This is a genomic window from Pseudomonas sp. Bc-h, from assembly GCF_002080045.1.
Taxonomy (GTDB): Bacteria; Pseudomonadota; Gammaproteobacteria; order Pseudomonadales; family Pseudomonadaceae; genus Aquipseudomonas.
The window spans coordinates 450,111-470,227 of record NZ_MUIN01000009.1 but is presented as its reverse complement, the minus strand read 5'-3'; the positions used below and the strand labels follow the sequence as shown (position 1 = coordinate 470,227).

The 20,117-nt window shown below is 58.7% G+C and carries 14 protein-coding genes; 9 read left to right on the top strand and 5 right to left on the bottom strand.

Annotation, left to right across the window (positions count from 1 at the left end):
* Nucleotides 1-61 precede the first annotated feature (61 nt).
* The 6 genes from BWR59_RS18765 to brnQ all read left to right on the top strand — a co-directional run bounded on the left by BWR59_RS18765 (nucleotide 62) and on the right by brnQ (nucleotide 9,809).
* Complete coding sequence (locus tag BWR59_RS18765) at nucleotides 62-2,893, top strand: 2-oxoglutarate dehydrogenase E1 component (RefSeq protein WP_081567125.1); 2,832 nt, start codon at nucleotides 62-64, stop codon at nucleotides 2,891-2,893.
* 41 nt (nucleotides 2,894-2,934) lie between these two features.
* The gene (odhB, locus tag BWR59_RS18760; RefSeq protein ID WP_081567124.1) at nucleotides 2,935-4,170 is read left to right on the top strand and encodes a 2-oxoglutarate dehydrogenase complex dihydrolipoyllysine-residue succinyltransferase; all 1,236 of its coding nucleotides are present in this window, start codon (nucleotides 2,935-2,937) and stop codon (nucleotides 4,168-4,170) included.
* 169 nt (nucleotides 4,171-4,339) lie between these two features.
* A complete protein-coding gene (lpdA, locus tag BWR59_RS18755; RefSeq protein WP_081567123.1) occupies nucleotides 4,340-5,776 on the top strand; it encodes a dihydrolipoyl dehydrogenase in 1,437 nt (478 codons plus the stop codon).
* A 204-nt stretch (nucleotides 5,777-5,980) separates the two neighbouring features.
* Entirely contained in the window at nucleotides 5,981-7,147 is a 1,167-nt protein-coding gene (gene sucC, locus BWR59_RS18750; RefSeq protein ID WP_081567122.1) for an ADP-forming succinate--CoA ligase subunit beta, read from the top strand.
* Entirely contained in the window at nucleotides 7,147-8,031 is an 885-nt protein-coding gene (gene sucD / locus BWR59_RS18745) for a succinate--CoA ligase subunit alpha (RefSeq protein WP_081567121.1), read from the top strand. Before sucC ends, sucD begins: the two co-directional genes overlap by 1 nt.
* A 437-nt stretch (nucleotides 8,032-8,468) precedes the next feature.
* Entirely contained in the window at nucleotides 8,469-9,809 is a 1,341-nt protein-coding gene (brnQ, locus tag BWR59_RS18740) for a branched-chain amino acid transport system II carrier protein (protein WP_081567120.1), read from the top strand.
* Nucleotides 9,810-9,883: 74 nt separating this feature from the next.
* On the opposite strand, the gene BWR59_RS18735 is transcribed toward brnQ, so the two are convergent.
* A complete protein-coding gene (locus tag BWR59_RS18735; protein ID WP_081567119.1) occupies nucleotides 9,884-10,138 on the bottom strand; it encodes a hypothetical protein in 255 nt (84 codons plus the stop codon).
* Between the two features lie 329 nt (nucleotides 10,139-10,467).
* Here BWR59_RS18735 and htpG point away from each other — a divergent pair, with 329 nt between their 5' ends.
* Nucleotides 10,468-12,372, top strand: a complete 1,905-nt coding sequence (htpG, locus tag BWR59_RS18730; protein WP_081567187.1) for a molecular chaperone HtpG — start codon at nucleotides 10,468-10,470, stop codon at nucleotides 12,370-12,372.
* Nucleotides 12,373-12,449: 77 nt separating this feature from the next.
* Nucleotides 12,450-13,175, top strand: a complete 726-nt coding sequence (locus tag BWR59_RS18725; protein ID WP_081567118.1) for a dienelactone hydrolase family protein — start codon at nucleotides 12,450-12,452, stop codon at nucleotides 13,173-13,175.
* Between the two features lie 86 nt (nucleotides 13,176-13,261).
* Here BWR59_RS18725 and BWR59_RS18720 read toward each other — a convergent pair whose 3' ends face one another.
* A complete protein-coding gene (locus BWR59_RS18720) occupies nucleotides 13,262-14,134 on the bottom strand; it encodes a pirin family protein (protein ID WP_081567117.1) in 873 nt (290 codons plus the stop codon).
* Between the two features lie 203 nt (nucleotides 14,135-14,337).
* Between BWR59_RS18720 and BWR59_RS18715 the strand changes: the two genes are divergently transcribed.
* Complete coding sequence (locus BWR59_RS18715; protein ID WP_081567116.1) at nucleotides 14,338-15,963, top strand: methyl-accepting chemotaxis protein; 1,626 nt, start codon at nucleotides 14,338-14,340, stop codon at nucleotides 15,961-15,963.
* 166 nt (nucleotides 15,964-16,129) lie between these two features.
* Here the strand turns inward: BWR59_RS18715 and fabB are convergent, their stop codons facing one another.
* The 3 genes from fabB to BWR59_RS18700 form a co-directional block, all read right to left on the bottom strand.
* Nucleotides 16,130-17,350, bottom strand: a complete 1,221-nt coding sequence (gene fabB, locus BWR59_RS18710; protein ID WP_081567115.1) for a beta-ketoacyl-ACP synthase I — start codon at nucleotides 17,348-17,350, stop codon at nucleotides 16,130-16,132.
* Between the two features lie 10 nt (nucleotides 17,351-17,360).
* Nucleotides 17,361-17,876 carry a 3-hydroxyacyl-[acyl-carrier-protein] dehydratase FabA gene (fabA, locus tag BWR59_RS18705; protein WP_081567114.1) on the bottom strand — a complete coding sequence of 172 codons (516 nt, stop codon included), beginning with the start codon at nucleotides 17,874-17,876 and terminating at the stop codon, nucleotides 17,361-17,363.
* 217 nt (nucleotides 17,877-18,093) lie between these two features.
* Nucleotides 18,094-20,019 (bottom strand): response regulator, encoded by a 1,926-nt coding sequence (locus BWR59_RS18700; protein WP_081567113.1) that lies wholly within the window; start codon nucleotides 20,017-20,019, stop codon nucleotides 18,094-18,096.
* Between the last annotated feature and the right edge of the window lie 98 nt (nucleotides 20,020-20,117).

Here is a 20,117-nt window from a genome sequence, read left to right as displayed (position 1 = left end):
ACTTTTCAAGTTTGCGACGGTGTCGACGCCGATGGTGTCCCCTAACCGAGGGTGACCAAGCATGCAAGAAAGCGTGATGCAGCGCATGTGGAACAGCGCCCACCTTTCCGGTGGTAACGCTGCCTATGTGGAAGAGCTCTACGAGCTCTACCTGCACGACCCTAACGCTGTGCCAGAAGAGTGGCGCAACTACTTTCAGACGTTGCCCGCTGACGGCAGCACTGCCACCGATGTATCGCACTCTACGGTTCGCGATCATTTTGTGTTGCTGGGGAAAAACCAGCGCCGCGCCCAGCCGGTGTCCGCCGGTAGCGTGAGCAGCGAGCACGAGAAGAAGCAAGTCGAAGTTCTGCGACTGATCCAGGCATTCCGTATGCGCGGCCATCAGGGTGCGCAACTCGATCCTCTGGGTTTGTGGAAGCGTACTGCGCCAGCTGACCTGTCGATCAACCATTACGGTTTGACCGACGCTGACCTCGATACCACCTTCCGTGCCGGCGACCTGTTCATCGGCAAGGAGGAGGCGAGCCTACGCGAAATCGTCGACGCGTTGCAGAAGACATATTGCCGCACCATCGGCGCCGAGTTCACGCACATCGTCGATTCCAACCAGCGCAACTGGTTCATGCAGCGCCTCGAAAGCGTGCGTGGCCGTCCAGCATACTCCGCCGACATTCAGAGCCATCTGCTCGAGCGCGTCACCGCGGCTGAGGGTCTGGAAAAGTACCTGGGTACCAAATACCCGGGCACCAAGCGTTTTGGTCTGGAAGGCGGCGAAAGCCTGATCCCGATGCTGGACGAACTGATCCAGCGTTCCGGTTCCTATGGCACCAAGGAAATCGTCATCGGCATGGCCCACCGTGGCCGTCTGAACGTTCTGGTCAACACCTTCGGCAAGAACCCGCGCGAGCTGTTCGACGAGTTCGAAGGCAAGAAGAAGGTCGAGCTGGGCTCCGGTGACGTGAAATACCACCAGGGCTTCTCGTCCAACGTCATGACCACCGGTGGCGAAGTTCACCTGGCGATGGCATTCAACCCGTCTCACCTGGAGATCGTGTCTCCGGTGGTCGAGGGTTCGGTGCGCGCGCGTCAAGACCGTCGCAACGACACCACTGGCGAAAAAGTGCTGCCGATTTCCATCCACGGCGACGCTGCATTCGCAGGTCAGGGCGTGGTTCTGGAAACCTTCCAGATGTCGCAGACTCGCGGCTTCAAGACTGGCGGTACGATCCACATCGTGATCAACAACCAGGTCGGTTTCACCATCAGCAACCCGCTGGACGCGCGCTCTACCGAGTACGCGACCGACGTTGCCAAGATGATTCAGGCGCCGATTCTCCATGTGAATGGCGATGACCCTGAAGCTGTCATGTTCGTGACCCAGCTGGCCATCGACTACCGCATGCAGTTCAAGCGTGACGTGGTGATCGACCTGGTCTGCTACCGCCGTCGCGGCCACAACGAAGCTGACGAACCAAGCGGTACCCAGCCGCTGATGTACCAGCAGATCTCCAAGCAACGTACCACCCGTGAGCTGTATGCCGATGCATTGGCTGCCAGCGGCGCGCTCAGTGCTGAAGCGGCTCAGACCAAGGTCGACGAGTACCGCAACGCCCTGGACAACGGCATGCACGTTGTGAAGAGCCTGGTCAAAGAGCCCAACAAGGAACTGTTCGTCGACTGGCGTCCGTACCTGGGTCACGCCTGGACTGCTCGTCATGACACGCGTTTCGACCTCAAGACTCTGCAGGAACTGTCGGCCAAGCTGATGGAATTGCCGGAAGGCTTCGTGGTTCAGCGCCAGGTCCAGAAGATCTACGAAGACCGTCAGAAGATGCAAGCCGGTGGCCTGCCGATCAACTGGGGTTACGCAGAAACCATGGCCTACGCCACGCTGGCGTTCGAAGGTCACCCGGTGCGTATCACCGGGCAAGACGTCGGTCGCGGTACGTTCTCGCACCGTCACGCCGTTTTGCACAACCAGAAAGACGCCACTACTTACGTTCCTCTGCAGAACCTGTACGCCGGTCAGCCTCGCTTTGACCTGTACGACTCGTTCCTGTCGGAAGAAGCGGTACTGGCATTCGAATACGGCTACTCGACCACTTCGCCAAATGCGCTGGTGATCTGGGAAGCCCAGTTCGGTGACTTCGCCAACGGTGCTCAGGTCGTGATCGACCAGTTCATCACCAGCGGCGAGCACAAGTGGGGCCGTCTGTGCGGTCTGACCATGCTGTTGCCTCACGGCTACGAAGGTCAGGGTCCGGAGCACTCGTCTGCACGTCTGGAGCGTTACCTGCAGCTGTGCGCCGAGCACAACATTCAGGTCTGCGTACCGACCACCCCGGCACAGATCTACCATCTGTTGCGCCGTCAGGTGATCCGTCCGCTGCGCAAACCACTCGTGGTCCTGACGCCCAAGTCGCTGCTGCGCCACAAGCTGGCCATCTCGACGCTCGAAGATCTGGCCGAAGGCTCGTTCCAGACTGTCATCCCGGAAATCGACACCCTCGATGCCGCCAAGGTGACCCGTCTGGTCATGTGCAGTGGCAAGGTGTACTACGACCTGCTGGAAAAACGCCGTGCCGAAGGCCGCGAAGATATCGCCATCGTGCGTATCGAGCAGCTTTATCCGTTCCCGGAAGACGACCTGATGGAGGCCATCGCGCCTTACACCAATCTGACCAACGTGGTCTGGTGTCAGGAAGAGCCGATGAACCAGGGCGCCTGGTACAGCAGCCAGCATCACTTGCGCCGTAGCATCGGCAATCACAACCGCAACCTCGTTCTCGAGTATGCCGGCCGTGATGCTTCTGCTGCTCCTGCATGTGGCTACGCTTCGATGCACGCCGAACAGCAGGAAAAACTGCTGCAAGACGCGTTCACTGTTTAACGCCTTCGCGCACTAGAAACCGAATTAAGGAATTACAGACAATGGCTATTGAGATCAAAGCCCCCTCTTTCCCGGAATCCGTTGCCGACGGCACCATTTCCAAGTGGCACAAACAGCCGGGTGAAGCGGTTAAACGTGACGAGCTGCTGGTCGACATCGAGACTGACAAAGTCGTTCTCGAAGTTCTGGCCGAAGCTGACGGCGTGCTGGCATCGATCGTGAAAGGCGAGGGCGACACCGTCCTGTCCAACGAGCTGATCGCGACTCTGGATGCGGGCGCCACTGCATCGGCTGCTCCGGCTGCCGCTGCTGCCCCGGCCGCTGCTCCTGCTGCCGCCGCTCCAGCCGCTGCTCCTGCTGGCGACGAAGACGCCATCGGCGCTCCGGCTGCTCGCAAGCTGGCTGAAGAAAACGGCATCGCCCTGGCCAGCATCAAGGGCACTGGCAAAGATGGTCGCGTCACCAAGGAAGACGTTGTAGCTGCCATCGAAGCGAAGAAATCCGCTCCGGCCGCCGCACCTGCTGCCAAGCCTGCCGCTGCTCCTGCTGCAACGCCTGTTTTCGCTGCCGGTGACCGCACCGAGAAGCGCGTACCGATGACTCGCGTACGTGCCACCGTTGCCAAGCGTCTGGTTGAAGCTCAGTCGACCATGGCAATGCTGACCACTTTCAACGAAGTCGACATGACCGAAGTCATGGCCCTGCGTTCGAAGTACAAGGATCTGTTCGAGAAGTCCCACAACGGCGTACGCCTGGGTTTCATGTCGTTCTTCGTCAAGGCTGCCACCGAAGCGCTGAAACGCTTCCCTGCGGTCAACGCTTCGATCGACGGTTCCGACATCGTTTACCACGGCTACGCCGACGTCGGTGTTGCCGTGTCCAGCGACCGTGGTCTGGTGGTCCCGGTTCTGCGTAACGCAGAGCAGATGAGCCTGGCTGAAATCGAAGGCGGCATCGCCACCTTCGGCAAGAAAGCCCGTGACGGCAAACTGTCCATCGACGAGATGACCGGTGGTACCTTCACCATCACCAACGGTGGTACTTTCGGTTCGATGATGTCGACCCCGATCGTCAACCCGCCACAAGCGGCCATCCTGGGCATGCACAACATCGTTCAGCGTCCTATGGCAATCAACGGTCAGGTCGTCATCCGTCCGATGATGTATCTGGCTCTGTCCTACGATCACCGCTTGATCGACGGTAAAGAAGCTGTGACGTTCCTGGTGACCATCAAGAACCTGCTGGAAGATCCGGCTCGTCTGTTGCTGGATATCTGATTCAAGGCAGCCATGAGCCGCAAGCGCCAAGCTGCAAGCAAAAGCAGCCTGGCGCTCGCGCTTGGGGCGTCGCAACATCCCAATAACAGGCTGCAACTTGTCTGTAGAGCATCACGGATCAGCTTGCAGCTTGTGGCTTGAAGCTCGCAGCTAAAGAGGAACTCTTTGTATGTCCCAGAAATTCGACGTGGTAGTGATTGGCGCAGGCCCTGGCGGTTATGTAGCCGCCATCAAGGCCGCGCAACTTGGTCTCAAGACTGCCTGCATCGAGAAGTACCAGGATAAAGAGGGCAAGCTGGCTCTCGGCGGTACCTGCCTGAACGTAGGTTGCATTCCTTCCAAGGCGCTGCTGGACAGCTCCTGGAAATTCTACGAGGCGAAAAACCAGTTCACCACTCACGGTATCTCGGTTTCCGACGTAAAGATGGACGTGGCTGCCATGGTTGGCCGCAAGTCGCAGATCGTCAAAGGCCTGACCGGCGGCGTTGCCAGCCTGTTCAAGGCCAACGGCGTCACTTCCCTGCAAGGCCACGGCAAACTGCTGGCCGGCAAGAAAGTCGAGCTGACCAAGCCTGACGGCACCACCGAAGTCATCGAAGCCGACAACATCATCCTGGCTTCCGGCTCCCGTCCGATCGACATTCCACCGGCTCCGGTCGACCAGAATGTGATCGTCGATTCCACCGGTGCCCTGGAATTCCAGACCGTGCCTGAGCGCCTGGGCGTTATCGGCGCTGGCGTCATCGGCCTGGAACTGGGTTCGGTATGGTCGCGTCTGGGTTCCAAAGTCACCGTTCTGGAAGCGCTGGAGAAATTCCTGCCAGCCGCTGACGAAGCCGTGTCCAAAGAAGCTCAGAAGACCTTCACCAAGCAGGGTCTGGACATCAAGCTGGGCGCTCGCGTGACTGGCTCGAAAGTCAACGGCAACGAAGTTGTCGTCAACTACACCGACAAAGACGGTGAGCAGAACATCACTTTCGACCGCCTGATCGTTGCTGTGGGCCGTCGTCCGGTGACCACCGATCTGCTGGCCTCCGACAGCGGCGTCGATATCGACGAGCGCGGTTTCATCTTCGTCAACGATCAGTGCGAGACCAGCGTTCCTGGTGTCTACGCGATCGGTGACGTGGTCCGTGGTCTGATGCTGGCACACAAAGCCTCGGAAGAAGGCATCATGGTGGTCGAGCGCATCAAGGGTCACAAGACCCAGATGAACTACGACCTGATCCCGTCGGTTATCTACACCCACCCGGAAATCGCGTGGGTCGGTAAAACCGAGCAGACCTTGAAGGCCGAAGGCGTTGAGGTTAACGTCGGCAGCTTCCCGTTCGCGGCCAGCGGCCGTGCAATGGCAGCCAACGACACTGGCGGTTTCGTCAAGGTCATCGCTGATGCCAAGACTGACCGCGTACTGGGTGTGCATGTCATTGGCCCGGGTGCAGCAGAACTGGTACAGCAGGGCGCGATCGGTATGGAGTTCGGCACCAGTGCCGAAGACATCGGCATGATGGTCTTCTCCCACCCGACGCTGTCCGAAGCGCTGCACGAAGCTGCTCTGGCTGTGAATGGCGGCGCCATCCACATCCAGAACAAGAAAAAACGCTAAGAAAAAACCACGGCGGTCCGCCCGTCGTAAGCCTTGTTCGCAAGGCTTACCGCGGAAGGTCCGTCGGACTCGAACTCCCGACGGGTTTCGAACCGGCATTCAATTGCAGGGCCGGGACCTCACGGGAGAAGCGGTCACAGGTGGTGCGGCACGCTTAGACGAGCAGCACCGAATGCGCAGTACCTAACGAAGACGGTAATAAGCATGAATCTTCACGAGTATCAGGGTAAGCAGCTGTTTGCTGAATACGGCCTGCCAGTATCCAAGGGCTTTGCAGTAGACACCCCGGAAGCAGCAGCAGAAGCGTGCGACAAGATCGGCGGAACCGAATGGGTCGTCAAAGCCCAGGTTCACGCAGGTGGTCGCGGTAAAGCCGGCGGCGTCAAGCTGGTTCGCAGCAAGGAAGACGCAGCTGCGTTCGCTCAACAGTGGTTGGGCAAGCGTCTGGTCACTTACCAGACTGATGCAAACGGTCAGCCAGTCACCAAGATCCTGGTTGAATCCTGCACTGACATCGCCAAAGAGCTGTACCTGGGCGCTGTAGTGGATCGTTCGAGCCGTCGTATCGTGTTCATGGCCTCCACCGAAGGTGGCGTGGACATCGAGAAAATCGCTCACGAAACACCTGAGAAGATTCTCAAAGCCACTATCGATCCACTGGTTGGCGCTCAGCCATTCCAGGGTCGCGATCTGGCATTCCAGCTGGGTCTGGAAGGCAAGCAGGTTGCTCAGTTCGCCAAGATTTTCGTTGGCCTGGCCAAGCTGTTCCAGGACCACGACCTGGCGCTGCTGGAAGTGAACCCGCTGGTCATCAAGGCTGACGGCGATCTGCACTGCCTGGACGCCAAGATCAACATCGACGCCAACGCCATGTACCGTCAGCCAAAGCTGAAGGCTTTCCACGACCCATCGCAAGATGACCCACGTGAAGCCCATGCTGCCAAGTTCGAACTGAACTACGTGGCACTGGAAGGCAACATCGGCTGCATGGTCAACGGTGCCGGTCTGGCCATGGGTACCATGGACATCGTCAACCTGCACGGCGGCAAGCCAGCCAACTTCCTCGACGTAGGTGGTGGCGCTACCAAAGAGCGCGTGACCGAAGCCTTCAAGATCATCCTGTCCGACAGCAACGTCGCAGCAGTACTGGTCAACATCTTCGGCGGCATCGTTCGTTGCGACATGATTGCCGAAGGCATCATCGGCGCAGTGAAAGAAGTCGGCGTGAAAATCCCGGTCGTTGTCCGCCTTGAAGGCAACAACGCTGACCTGGGCGCTAAAGTACTGGCAGAAAGCGGCTTGAACATCATCGCTGCTACCAGCTTGACCGACGCTGCTCAACAAGTCGTCAAAGCTGCGGAGGGCAAATAATGAGCGTCCTGATCAATAAAGACACCAAAGTTATCTGCCAGGGCTTCACCGGCTCTCAAGGTACTTTCCACTCCGAACAAGCCATTGCCTACGGCACCAAAATGGTTGGCGGCGTGACGCCAGGCAAAGGTGGCACCACTCACCTGAACCTGCCGGTGTTCAACACCGTTCGTGAAGCAGTAGAAAAAACTGGCGCAACTGCCAGCGTGATCTACGTTCCGGCTCCTTTCTGCAAAGATTCGATCCTGGAAGCTGCTTTCGGCGGCATCAAGCTGATCATCTGCATCACCGAGGGTATCCCGACCCTCGACATGCTGGATGCCAAGGTCAAGTGCGACGAGCTGGGTGTTACCCTGATCGGCCCTAACTGCCCAGGCGTGATCACTCCGGGCGAGTGCAAGATCGGCATCATGCCAGGTCACATTCACTTGCCAGGTAAAGTCGGTATCGTGTCGCGTTCCGGCACCCTGACTTACGAAGCTGTGAAGCAGACCACTGACGCCGGTTTCGGTCAGTCCACCTGCGTTGGTATCGGTGGTGACCCGATCCCGGGTTCCAACTTCATCGACATCCTGAAGCTGTTCCAGGAAGACCCACAGACCGAAGCGATCGTCATGATCGGCGAAATCGGTGGTTCGGCTGAAGAGGAAGCGGCTGCCTACATCAAGGCAAACGTGACCAAGCCAGTCGTTTCCTACATCGCAGGTGTGACTGCTCCTCCGGGCAAGCGCATGGGCCATGCTGGCGCCATCATCTCTGGCGGCAAAGGCACTGCAGACGAGAAATTCGCTGCACTGCAAGACGCAGGCGTTAAAACCGTGCGTTCGCTGGCAGACATCGGCAAGGCCCTGGCTGAGCTGACTGGTTGGGAAATGAAGAAGTAAGCATTGCTTGCTGATCATTGAACGATCGACAAAGGCCACCTTCGGGTGGCCTTTGTGTTTTCTGGGTATTGGCAGATAGGTGTGTATAGCTGTTGGGGAATTGCGAACATCGGACTGCTACGGTCTGCGTGTGTCGCCTGGTCGTGTCACAACGAAAAACCTGTGGGAGACGCCGGAGGTCCGACGGCAGCGATGGCGATCTCATGACTGACGCAATCCTGTAGGACTTTTCTGATATGCGACGTGAAAGTGCGTACATCGGTCGGGGTGCCCTGTGTCGGTGCGGGAAATAGGGTAGGCTAGCCGCCATTTTGCGTGGTCGGCCCCCATAAGGAGCCATTCTGCGCTACGGGCTTGTCCTAAAAGGACGAGCAGCATTTCCCTCACCCTCGGGGAAATCCTCTTCTTAATTCCGATTCAGCAGTGTGGTTTCTTTGATGAAAGTGTTGAAAGGTCAGGACATCCTGGCGCTGGGCTTCATGACGTTTGCGTTGTTCGTGGGTGCTGGCAATATCATCTTCCCTCCAATCGTTGGCTTGCAGGCCGGTCCTCATGTGTGGATGGCGGCGCTGGGCTTTCTCGTTACTGCAGTAGGTCTGCCTGTCGTCACCGTGGTCGCTCTTGCCAAGGTCGGCGGTGCCATGGATGCGCTGAGCAGTCCGATCGGCAAGGTCGCCGGTACGGTGCTTGCTGCGGTCTGTTACTTGTCGGTGGGGCCGCTGTTCGCGACGCCTCGTACCGCGACCGTTTCCTTTGAGGTGGGTTTGGCGCCGATCACAGGCGAAAGTCCGCTGGCGTTGTTCCTCTATAGCCTTGTCTATTTCCTGCTGGTGTTCTGGATTTCCCTGTATCCGGGGCGTCTGCTCGACACGGTCGGACGTTTTCTGGCGCCGCTGAAGATCATCGCCTTGGCGGTTCTGGGCATTGCCGCATTTGCCCTGCCTGCCGGTGATATCGGTGTCGCGCAGCCTGCCTACGTCGCCGCGCCGTTCTCCCAAGGGTTCATCAACGGTTACCTGACCATGGATACCCTCGGTGCACTGGTGTTCGGCATCGTTATCGTCAATGCCATCCGTTCCCGTGGTGTCGAGTCACCCAAGCTGATCACTCGATACGCCATTATCGCCGGCCTGATCGCTGGGGTAGGGTTGGCGCTGGTCTACATCAGCCTGTTCCGTCTTGGTTCGGACAGTCATGCCATTGCGGCGGGGGCGACCAACGGCGCTGCGGTGCTGCACGCCTACGTCCAGCACACCTTCGGCACCTTGGGCAGCGGTTTCCTTGCGGTATTGATTTCGCTGGCGTGTCTGGTGACCGCAGTGGGACTGACCTGCGCCTGCGCCGAGTATTTCAGCCGCCTGTTGCCGCTGTCCTACAAGACGCTGGTGATCCTGCTGGCCGCGTTCTCGTTGCTGGTCTCCAACCTGGGCCTGACCAAGCTGATCCAGTTCTCCATTCCGGTGCTGACGGCCATTTACCCACCGTGCATTGCCTTGGTCGCGCTGAGTTTCTGCAAGGACTTCTGGTACGCCCAAGGGCGCATTGTTGCGCCGGTAATGCTGGTGTCTTTCCTGTTCGGCACAATCGACGCCATCAAGGGTTCGGGCTTGGGCGAGCATCTGCCTGACGCTCTGGCGCACTTGCCGCTGAGCGAGCAGGGGCTGGCCTGGCTGATTCCATCACTGATCACCCTGTTGGGTGCGTTTGTGGTGGATCGCATGATCGGCAAGCGCAGCGAAGAAGCGGTCTACGAGGAGGACGGTGTTGCAGAAAAATAGCGACGCCGTTTACGTGCGCTGAATAAAAATAAAGCCCGCTAAAAGCGGGCTTTATTTTTTGGGAACTCTGAAACTTACTGCTTAGTTGGTGCAGGCGCTTGATCGTTGGCCTCTTTGGCGCGCTCTTGAGCGGCTTCGGCGTTCTTCTGGGCAGCTTCCTGACTTTCCTTGGCGGCGTCGTTCACTTTGTCTTGAGCCTTCTGCATCGACTCTTGGGACTGCTGGGCAGCCTTGTTGGCATCTTGCTGTTTATCCTCGGATTTTTTGTCGCAGGCAGCGAGACCCAGGGTGGCAGAAAGCATGAGGGCAATGGCTAAAGTATTACGCATGGGGTGTTTCTCCTTATTGAACATCTACGTGCCTTCGAACGCGCCTTTATAAAGTTAGTTCCATGTTTCAGCGGGATAAATGAATAACTGTTTCACGGCTGTTACGTATCTGCTGCGCGCTCTGTAGGTTAATCGTTTTTGCTGGAGCCATAGCGGCTCGGCCGCCGTCACTCTTTCCTTACTGCGGATGAAGATTGCACGTCCGCCCGCAACCGGGGCTTGAAATCCCTGGCCCTGCCCCCACCTTGATGACAACCCGCCGTCCGGCCCGGCAGTCTGGCGCTTGGCGGCTACCCCTATTTGTGTGAACTGATTGGAGTTTGATGACCATGAGTGTGGAAACTCAAAAGGAAACCCTGGGCTTCCAGACCGAGGTGAAGCAGCTGCTGCACCTCATGATCCATTCGCTGTATTCGAACAAGGAAATCTTCCTTCGTGAACTGATTTCCAACGCTTCGGACGCTGTGGACAAGCTGCGTTTCGAAGCGCTGTCCAAGCCGGATCTGCTGGAAGGCGGCGCCGAGCTCAAGATCCGTGTGAGCTTCGACAAGGACGCGAAAACCGTCACCCTCGAAGACAACGGCATCGGTATGAACCGCGACGATGTGATCACCCATCTGGGTACCATCGCCAAATCCGGCACCGCCGACTTCATGAAAAACCTGACGGGCGATCAGAAGAAGGATTCGCACCTGATCGGCCAGTTCGGCGTGGGTTTCTATTCCGCGTTCATCGTGGCGGACAAGGTCGATGTCTATAGCCGTCGTGCCGGCACCCTTGCCAGCGAAGGTGTGCACTGGTCCTCCAAGGGCGAGGGCGAGTTTGAAGTCGCTACCATCGACAAGGCTGAGCGCGGCACCCGTATCGTCCTGCATCTCAAGAGTGCCGAAGACGAGTTCGCTGACGGCTACCGCCTGCGCAACATCATCAAGAAATACTCCGATCACATCGCCTTGCCGATCGAACTGCCAAAAGAGCAGGTCGCGGTCGAAGGTGAGCCAGCGCCGGTTCAGGAGTGGGAAACCGTCAACCGTGCCAGTGCCCTGTGGACCCGCCCGCGCACCGAGGTCAAAGACGAGGAATACCAGGAGTTCTACAAGCACATCGCCCACGACTTCGAGAACCCGCTCGCCTGGAGCCACAACAAGGTCGAAGGCAAGCTGGAATACAACTCGCTGTTGTACGTGCCTGCCCGCGCCCCGTTCGATCTGTATCAGCGTGAAGCGCCTCGTGGCTTGAAGCTGTACGTGCAGCGCGTGTTCGTCATGGATCAGGCCGAATCGTTCTTGCCGCTGTACCTGCGTTTCATCAAGGGTGTGGTGGACTCCAATGACCTGTCGCTGAACGTTTCCCGTGAAATCCTCCAGAAAGATCCGATCATCGATTCGATGAAGTCCGCGCTGACCAAGCGTGTGCTGGACATGCTGGAGAAGCTGGCGAAGAACCAGCCGGAAGAATACAAGGGCTTCTGGAAAAACTTCGGTCAGGTCATGAAAGAAGGCCCGGCGGAAGACTTCGCCAACAAAGAGAAGATCGCCGGTCTGCTGCGCTTCGCCTCGACTTCGGACGACAGCGGCGAGCAGAGCGTTTCGCTGGCTGACTATCTGGCTCGCGGCAAGGAAGGTCAGGACAAGATCTACTACCTCACCGGCGAAAGCTACGCGCAGGTCAAGAACAGCCCGCACCTGGAAGTCTTCCGCAAGAAAGGCATCGAAGTGCTGCTGCTGACCGACCGTATCGATGAGTGGCTGATGAGCTACCTCAGCGACTTCGACGGCAAGGGCTTCGTTGACGTGGCACGCGGTGACCTGGACCTGGGCAAGCTTGATTCCGAAGAGGACAAGAAGGCTCAGGAAGAAGTCGCCAAGGACAAGGAAGGTTTGATCGAGCGCCTGAAAGCTGCCTTGGGCGATGCTGTCAGCGAAGTTCGCGTCTCCCATCGTCTGACCGATTCCCCTGCGATTCTGGCCATCGGTGAGCAGGACCTGGGGCTGCAGATGCGTCAGATTCTGGAAGCCAGCGGTCAGAAGGTTCCGGATTCCAAGCCGATTTTTGAGTTCAACCCGACCCACCCGTTGATCGGCAAGCTGGACAACGAGCAGAGCGAAGAGCGCTTCGGTGAGCTGTCGCACATTCTGTTCGATCAGGCAGCGTTGGCTGCCGGTGACAGCTTGAAGGATCCGGCTGCCTACGTGCGCCGTTTGAACAAGTTATTGGTCGAGCTCTCGGTTTAACATTCGAGCCCTGTCAAAACCCGCTTCGGCGGGTTTTGTCATTTGATTACCTTCATCTTCAACAGCAGGAGTCAGCAATGAGCAACGTTACTGTGCAGTCCGTGGTGTATCAGATCGACGGTCAGAGCTACGAGAGCCGTCTGGTATTCAGCGAAGGTGCCAAGGCCGTGCCGGGTCTGGTGATGGCGCCGAACTGGATGGGTATCAGCGAAGACGCCGAGCAGATTGCCAAAGACGTCGCAGCCAAGGGGTATGTGGTACTGCTGGCTGATCTTTATGGTCAGAACGTTCGCCCGAAAAATGGCGACGAAGCGGCGGCCGCGATGATGCCGATGAAAAACGACCGTGCGCTGTTGAACAAACGCATGACCGCAGCACTGGATCAACTGACCGCTCAGACCACTGCGGCAGTGGACAAGGCGAGCCTGGCGGCGTTCGGTTTCTGTTTCGGCGGTTGCTGCGCGCTGGAATTGGCTCGCACTGGGGCGCCATTGAAAGCCGCCGTGTCGTTCCACGGTACGCTGGACACCACCAACCCGGCGGATGCCAATAACATCAAGGGCAAGGTGCTGGTGCTGCACGGTGCGTCCGACCCATTGGTGCCGAAAGAGCAACTGCCCGCATTCGAAGCGGAAATGAACGCGGCCAATGTCGACTGGCAGCTGTTGAGCTATGGCGGCGCATTCCACTCGTTCACCGACCCTCATGCCAACAACCCGGGCGTGCAGATGTACAACCCGACGGTGTCCAAGCGCGCATTTACCGCGATGCACAACTTGCTGGATGAAGTCTTCGCGGGCTGAGCGTTGGCTCCTGCCAATAATGGTGATCTGAAGACGATCCCCGTTCTGTAGCCGTCCGGCCGGGCGGCTACAGGTTCATGCCGACCTCAGGATTGTTGCTGTTTACTCGTCGGCAACTCGATCCGCTCCACTTCTCCCGGGACCGTCGGCCAGTCCCTGGCCGCCCATTTCGCCCTGGCCTGATCGATCAAGGCCGGATCGCTGGCGACGAAATTCCAGTTCATCCTCCTCGGACCGTCCAGCGGCGCACCGCCGATCAACACGGCGTGGGATTCACCCTCGGCGCAAAGCGTCGGCTCGTATCCCGCATCCAGTACCACCAGGCTGCGTGGCTCCACCGGTTTGCCATCGAGCAGCATTTCACCTTCGATCACATATAACGCCCGTTGCTCATGCTCGGCGGGTATCAGCAACGTGGTCGCGGTCTGCATCTTCAATTCGGCGTACAGCGTCGGCGACAGCACCGGCACCGGCGACGTCAGACAAAAACCGTGGCCTGCAATCATGCGAATCGCGATACCCATGCTGTCGTTCAAAGGCAGCGTGGAAGCGATGTGATGGCTGTAGTGCCCGGGACCTTGTTCATGTTCTTTTGGGGATGCCAGCCAGACCTGCAGGCCATGCAATCGTGAACCACTGTCATGCAGTGCCTGTGGCGTGCGTTCGATGTGGGCAATCGCGGTGCCCGACGTCATCCAGCTGACTTCGCCAGGCTGCACGTGTTGGTCGCTCCCCAGGCTGTCCTTGTGCTGAATCTCGCCTTCGAACAGGTAGGTCAGGGTCGACAGCCCGATATGTGGGTGCTGACGGATGTCCATCCCGGTGCCGGGGTTGTAGGTGGTTTCCAGCATATGGTCGAAGAAAACGAACGGGCCGACACTGCGGCATTGGGCGGAGGGCAGGGGACGCAGGATCGGCTGGCCTTCGACGTCTTCTGCGCGGGGTTTGATGATCAGCATGTCAGGGCTCTCGGTGGACGTGGTCACAGGATACAAAAGCCTAAGCGTCGGCGTCTGGATCGTCTGTGCTTACCGTTCATTGTTATAAATTATTACGAACTAGTTAGTGAATTGTCCTACAGGTCTCATGGGCGCTCGCCGATATCTGTAGCCACAACCAGCTGCTCTTTTTTCAGTGCAGGGTTTTTAGGAAGGGACCCATCATGACCGTTAGAAATATGAATATCGCACCCCGCGCCGCGCTTGGCTTCGGGCTGCTGGCGCTGCTGGTTTTCGGTCTGGGCGCCTTTGCGTTGCTGCAAATGTCGAGCATGCGCAAACAGTCGGATCTGGTGGAGAACAAATGGCTCCCCAGTGTCATGGAGTTGGGCACCATGGGACAAGATTTGATGCGTATCAGGACCCTGACCTTGCGCCTGATGCTCAACCGTAACGCCGACGCACTGCAGGAAAACTACAACAAGCTCGATCAGCTCAAGACCGGGCTGCAGACTATTGAGCAGCGTTATGCGGCGCTGATCGGGTCATCCCGCGAGCGCGAGCTATACGAAGGGTTCGCGTCGGCCAAGCAGGCCTATTTCCAGCGTCAGAACCGGGTAATGGAGTTGTCCCGACAGAATCAGATGGAGGAGGCCTCGCAGGTCATCAATGGCGAGATGAATCAATACGCCGACAAGATGACCCTGGCACTCAATGAGCTGACGGTCATCAACAAGAAAGGCGCCAGCGAAGCCACCGATCTCGCCAGGCAGGTGTTCGGTAGCGCACAGGCCTGGGTGATGGCGATGATTGTGTTCGCGGCCCTGATCACGCTACTGCTGGCGTGGGGCCTGACGCGTAGCATCGTCCAGCCATTGGCCCAGGCGCTGGGAATCGCTCAAGTCATCGCAGCGGGCGATCTGACCGCCGACATTGTCGTGCAGGGGCGTGATGAGCCTGCGCGTCTGCTGGAAGCGCTGAAAGCCATGCAGCTGAGTCTGCGTCGCACGATTCTGCGTATTTCCGATTCGTCGAACCAGTTGGCATCGGCTTCGGAAGAATTGAGCACGGTCACTGAGGACTCCACACGCGGCCTGCATCAGCAGAGTCTGGAAATCGATCAGGCGGCCACTGCCGTCAATCAGATGACCGCGGCCGTAGAAGAGGTGGCGCGTAACGCCGTGGCGACTTCGCAGGCTTCCGACGAGTCGGATCGCATCGCCCAGCGCGGTCGCCAGCAGGTTCAGGACACAGTGACCTCGATCAATCATCTGGCGCAGGACGTGACGCAGACGGGAGATCAGGTGGAAATTCTGGCGCAGAAGGTATATGGCATCACCAAGGTGCTGGATGTCATTCGTGCTGTGGCCGAGCAGACCAACCTTCTGGCACTGAATGCTGCGATTGAGGCTGCGCGGGCAGGCGAGGCCGGTCGCGGTTTTGCGGTCGTGGCAGACGAAGTGCGGGCGCTGGCTCATCGTACCCAGTCCTCGACCCAGGAAATCGAGTTGCTGGTCAGCGATATTCGTCAGGGCACCGATCAGGCTGTCGCCGCGATGCAGGGCAGCAACAGCCGTGCGCGCTCGACCCTTGAGCTGGCGCAGTCTGCGGGTGTGGCACTGGATGAGATTGCCGCAGCGATCACGCTGATCACTGAGCGCAATACCGTCATTGCCAGTGCCTCCGAGGAGCAGGCGCAAGTAGCGCGCGAGGTCGATCGCAACCTCACCAACATTCGCGATCTGGCATTGCAGAGTTCGGCAGGGGCCAATCAGACCAATGCCGCGAGCAACGATTTGTCCCGCCTGGCGACGGATCTGAACGGAATGGTGGCGGCGTTTTCGGTGTGATTTCGCCTACGTGACCCTTTTCTGTAGCAGTCTGGCTTGCCGGCGGTAGCGATCCGACTGACGCCGCCGCCGGCGAGCCGTGCTGCTACAGAAGGAACAGGTGCCGACCCCCAAAATGAAAAAGGCGCCTCGAAAGGCGCCTTTTTCACATGCTGTATCGGTCGAATTACTTACCGGTCCAGCGCTTCATCACCAAAGTGGCGTTGGTGCCGCCGAAGCCGAAGCTGTTGCTCATGACCAAGTTGATCTCGGCGTTTTCGCGAGTCTTGGTCAGGATCGGCAGGTCGGCTACTTCCGGGTCCAGCTCGTCGATGTTGGCGGAGCCCGCCATGAAGTTCCCTTCCATCATCAACATGCAATAGATCGCTTCGTGAACGCCTGCGGCGCCCAGCGAGTGGCCCGACAAGCTCTTGGTGGAGCTGATCGCCGGAGCATTGGCACCGAAGACTTCGCGCACACCTTTCATTTCCGCGACGTCGCCGACCGGAGTCGAGGTGCCGTGGGTGTTCAGGTAGTCGATCTTGCCGTCAACGGTAGACATCGCCTGCTGCATGCAGCGGATCGCGCCTTCACCGCTCGGTGCGACCATGTCGTAGCCATCGGAGGTCGCGCCGTAGCCAACCAGTTCGGCGTAGATCTTGGCGCCACGGGCCAGAGCGTGTTCCAGCTCTTCAACGACAACCATGCCGCCGCCGCCAGCGATGACGAAACCGTCACGGTCAGCGTCGTAGGCGCGGGAAGCCTGTTGCGGGGTTTCATTGCGCTTGCTGGACAGTGCGCCCATGGCGTCGAACAGGAACGACTGGCTCCAGTGTTCTTCTTCACCGCCGCCGGCGAAGACGATGTCCTGCTTGCCCATCTGAATCTGTTCCATCGCGGTACCGATGCAGTGGGCACTGGTGGCACAGGCAGACGCGATGGAGTAGTTCAGGCCCTTGATCTTGAATGGCGTCGCCAGGCAGGCCGAGACGGTGCTGCTCATGGTGCGGGTCACGCGGTACGGACCGACGCGCTTGACGCCTTTCTCGCGCAGGATGTCCAGCGCTTCCATCTGGTTCAGGGTCGATGCGCCGCCGGAACCGGCGATCAGGCCGGTACGCGGGTTGGACACCTGCTCTTCGGTCAGGCCGGAGTCGGTGACCGCATCTTTCATCGCCAGATAGGCATAGGCCGCGGCGTGACCGACGAAGCGGTAGATCTTGCGGTCGATCAGCTCTTCGAGGTTGAGGTCGATGGAGCCGGAAACCTGGCTGCGCAGACCCATTTCGGCATATTCCGGATTGAAACGGATGCCAGGGCGGCTTGCACGCAGGTTGGCGGAAACGGTGTCTTTGTCATTGCCCAAGCAGGAAACAATGCCCAGACCAGTGATAACGACGCGGCGCATGCGAATACCCTTAGAAATTGTCAGTGGAGGTGAACACGCCGACGCGAAGGCCTTCGGCGGTGTAGATTTCGCGACCGTCCACGGTCACCGAACCGTCGGCGATGGCCAGGTTCAGCTTGCCTTTGAGGACGCGCTTGATTTGGATGTTGTAAGTGACTTTCTTGGCGCTAGGCAGGACCTGGCCGAAGAATTTCACTTCGCCCGAGCCCAGCGCACGGCCGCGGCCCGGCAGGCCTTGCCAGCCCAGGAAGAAACCGACCAGTTGCCACATGGCATCCAGGCCCAGGCAACCTGGCATCACCGGGTCACCTTCGAAGTGACAGGCGAAGAACCACAGGTCCGGAGTGATATCCAGTTCGGCGACCAATTCACCTTTGCCGTACTTGCCGCCTTCTTCGCTGATATGGGTAATCCGATCAATCATCAGCATGTTGGGGGCGGGCAGTTGCGCGTTACCTTGGCCGAACAGCTCGCCGCGACTGCAGCGCAGCAGGTCTTCCCGGGTAAAGGCGTTTTGTTTGGTCATGCGAGCTCCTCGATAATCCTGTGCGGCAGGGTGTGGCAATACTTACCCAATCCTGTTCTGACCAGCGGGTCATCCCTCTGCTGGCAGCCTACTCATAGACTATTGCGTTGTAATGAAAGTCACAGCACAGGTGAAATCAATGTACACCTGTGCACTGAAATTTTTCGTCCGCGCGTCGGCGCAGTTCGATCACGGCACACAAGACTGCCGCAATTTATCATTTATCGCCAGTCGCAGATGGCTTAAAGGTCAGCCAGCGCTGTAAAACCTGCTGTAAATCAGTGCGTTTGAACGGTTTGGCCAAGTAATCGTTCATGCCCGCCTGAAGGCAAATCTCTCGATCGCCGTGCCGCGCATTGGCCGTGAGGGCAATGATGGGCAGCGTTTCGAGCCCCGGTAGCTGCCGAATCCTGCGGGTCGCTTCATAACCGTCCATCACCGGAAGACGGCAATCCATCAGAATCAGCGCGTATTTTTCCCGGCTTACCATGCTGACGGCTTCAGCACCGTCCCCCGCAGCGCTGACTTGCAGACCAAGGCTACGCAGCATGGCTTCGACCACTGTGCGGTTCACCGGGTTGTCCTCAACCAACAACACACAACCCTCGCGCTCCTGGCGCATCTCGTCCACTGTGCCCGGCTGCGGCTGAGGCTCCTCCTGTTGAATCAACTGCAGCGGTATCTGCAGATTGAACACCGAACCCAGGCCCTCGCTGCTCTGCGCGCTCAAGGATCCGCCCATCCGTTCCGCCAGATTGCGGGCGATAGGCAAGCCCAGACCGGTGCCGCCATAGCGCCTCGAGATCGAGTTATCCGCCTGTTGAAAGGCGTCGAACATCGACTCCAGCAGATCCGGTGAAATGCCGATGCCACTGTCACGGACGGCGCAGCTGAACAGGATGTGCTGCTCGTCGTGTTGTTGCCAGGCGGGTTGTACTCGCACACTGCCGAATTCGGTGAACTTCAGCGCATTGCCGATCAGGTTCACCAGAATCTGCCGGATGCGTGTCGGGTCACCCTTGACCTGCAACTGATCGAGACCTTGAGGCAAGTCCAGTTCCAGGGCCAGCCCGCGCTGTTGCGCGTTGTGGGCAAATGCCTGAACCGAGGTCGCAATAAGATCGGCCAGATTAAAGGAAATGTTTTCCAGTTCCAGCGCGTCGCGCTCGAAGCGGGAGAAGTCGAGAATGTCGTTGATCACCCGCAGCAGATGTTCGGTGGATTCGGTGGCAAGGGCGGCGTATTCCGCCTGCTCCTCGGTCATCCTGGTGGTTTCCATCAACTGCAGCATGCCGAGTACGCCATTCATGGGCGTACGCAGTTCATGGCTCATCATCGCCAGAAATTCGGACTTGGCGCTGTTGGCGCGTTCGGCTTCTTCTCGGGTCCTGATCAGCTCGTCCATGGCTTGTTTCTGTTCACGACTGGCCTTTTCCAGGCCCTGCGCGAGGTTGTTGATGTGGCGCGCCAGATCGCCGAGCTCGGCATCGTCGGCCACCGGCAAGGGCGCTGTGTAGTCGCCATGCTGAATGGCTTTGACGGCGTCACTCATGGCGCTGATCGGTTGCGACAGGCTCAATGAGAGCCTTCTCGCGAGGATGTAGGTAAACAGCAGGGCGAAGAGGGCAAGGATGCCCGCCTTCAAAAGGATTTCCTGCTCACGAAGGTTGAATGCATCGCTGGACATGCCCACCAGCACGCGGCCCAGATAATCCTCGATCGGCGCGGTGGCGATGTCGTCGGCGTCGTCCAGACGGTTGCCTTCGCCCTTGACCTGTTGCAGACGAATGGGCGCCTGGAAGATCTCCATCTGTCGATCGCGCGCGTTTTCGGGGGCTTGCTCGACGTGAACAAGTACCTGGCCGGTGCTGTCCTGCACTTCGAGAAAACGTACGTGGGGGGTACTCATGGTGGCCTTCATCAGGCTTTCCAGCACGTCGTTGTTGCCGACGATCACACCGTATTCGGACGCTGGGGCGAGCTGATTGGCTATCAACTGGCCGGTATGGGTGAGCTCCTGGCGCAGATCCTGAATACGGACCACTGTGAAGAAACTGATCAGCAGCAGCGTCAGCAACAGGGCCGGCCCCAGGCTGAGGATTTGTGTGCGGGTGCTGATGTTCCAGCCACGCTGCGCCGTCATGGACGAGTTGCGCCGGTCATGGATACTTCATTGTCCATCGTTCAGGCAGCGCCGGGCAGAAGGTGGGTCATCGATCTGAATCTCGTCGGGAAGCGACG

Coding starts and splice junctions, on each gene's coding strand:
- BWR59_RS18765 (WP_081567125.1), top strand. CDS start 62: ATGCAAGAAAGCGTGATGCAGCGCATGTGGAACAGCGCCCACCTTTCC.
- odhB (WP_081567124.1), top strand. CDS start 2,935: ATGGCTATTGAGATCAAAGCCCCCTCTTTCCCGGAATCCGTTGCCGAC.
- lpdA (WP_081567123.1), top strand. CDS start 4,340: ATGTCCCAGAAATTCGACGTGGTAGTGATTGGCGCAGGCCCTGGCGGT.
- sucC (WP_081567122.1), top strand. CDS start 5,981: ATGAATCTTCACGAGTATCAGGGTAAGCAGCTGTTTGCTGAATACGGC.
- sucD (WP_081567121.1), top strand. CDS start 7,147: ATGAGCGTCCTGATCAATAAAGACACCAAAGTTATCTGCCAGGGCTTC.
- brnQ (WP_081567120.1), top strand. CDS start 8,469: ATGAAAGTGTTGAAAGGTCAGGACATCCTGGCGCTGGGCTTCATGACG.
- BWR59_RS18735 (WP_081567119.1), bottom strand. CDS start 10,138: ATGCGTAATACTTTAGCCATTGCCCTCATGCTTTCTGCCACCCTGGGT.
- htpG (WP_081567187.1), top strand. CDS start 10,468: ATGAGTGTGGAAACTCAAAAGGAAACCCTGGGCTTCCAGACCGAGGTG.
- BWR59_RS18725 (WP_081567118.1), top strand. CDS start 12,450: ATGAGCAACGTTACTGTGCAGTCCGTGGTGTATCAGATCGACGGTCAG.
- BWR59_RS18720 (WP_081567117.1), bottom strand. CDS start 14,134: ATGCTGATCATCAAACCCCGCGCAGAAGACGTCGAAGGCCAGCCGATC.
- BWR59_RS18715 (WP_081567116.1), top strand. CDS start 14,338: ATGACCGTTAGAAATATGAATATCGCACCCCGCGCCGCGCTTGGCTTC.
- fabB (WP_081567115.1), bottom strand. CDS start 17,350: ATGCGCCGCGTCGTTATCACTGGTCTGGGCATTGTTTCCTGCTTGGGC.
- fabA (WP_081567114.1), bottom strand. CDS start 17,876: ATGACCAAACAAAACGCCTTTACCCGGGAAGACCTGCTGCGCTGCAGT.
- BWR59_RS18700 (WP_081567113.1), bottom strand. CDS start 20,019: ATGACGGCGCAGCGTGGCTGGAACATCAGCACCCGCACACAAATCCTC.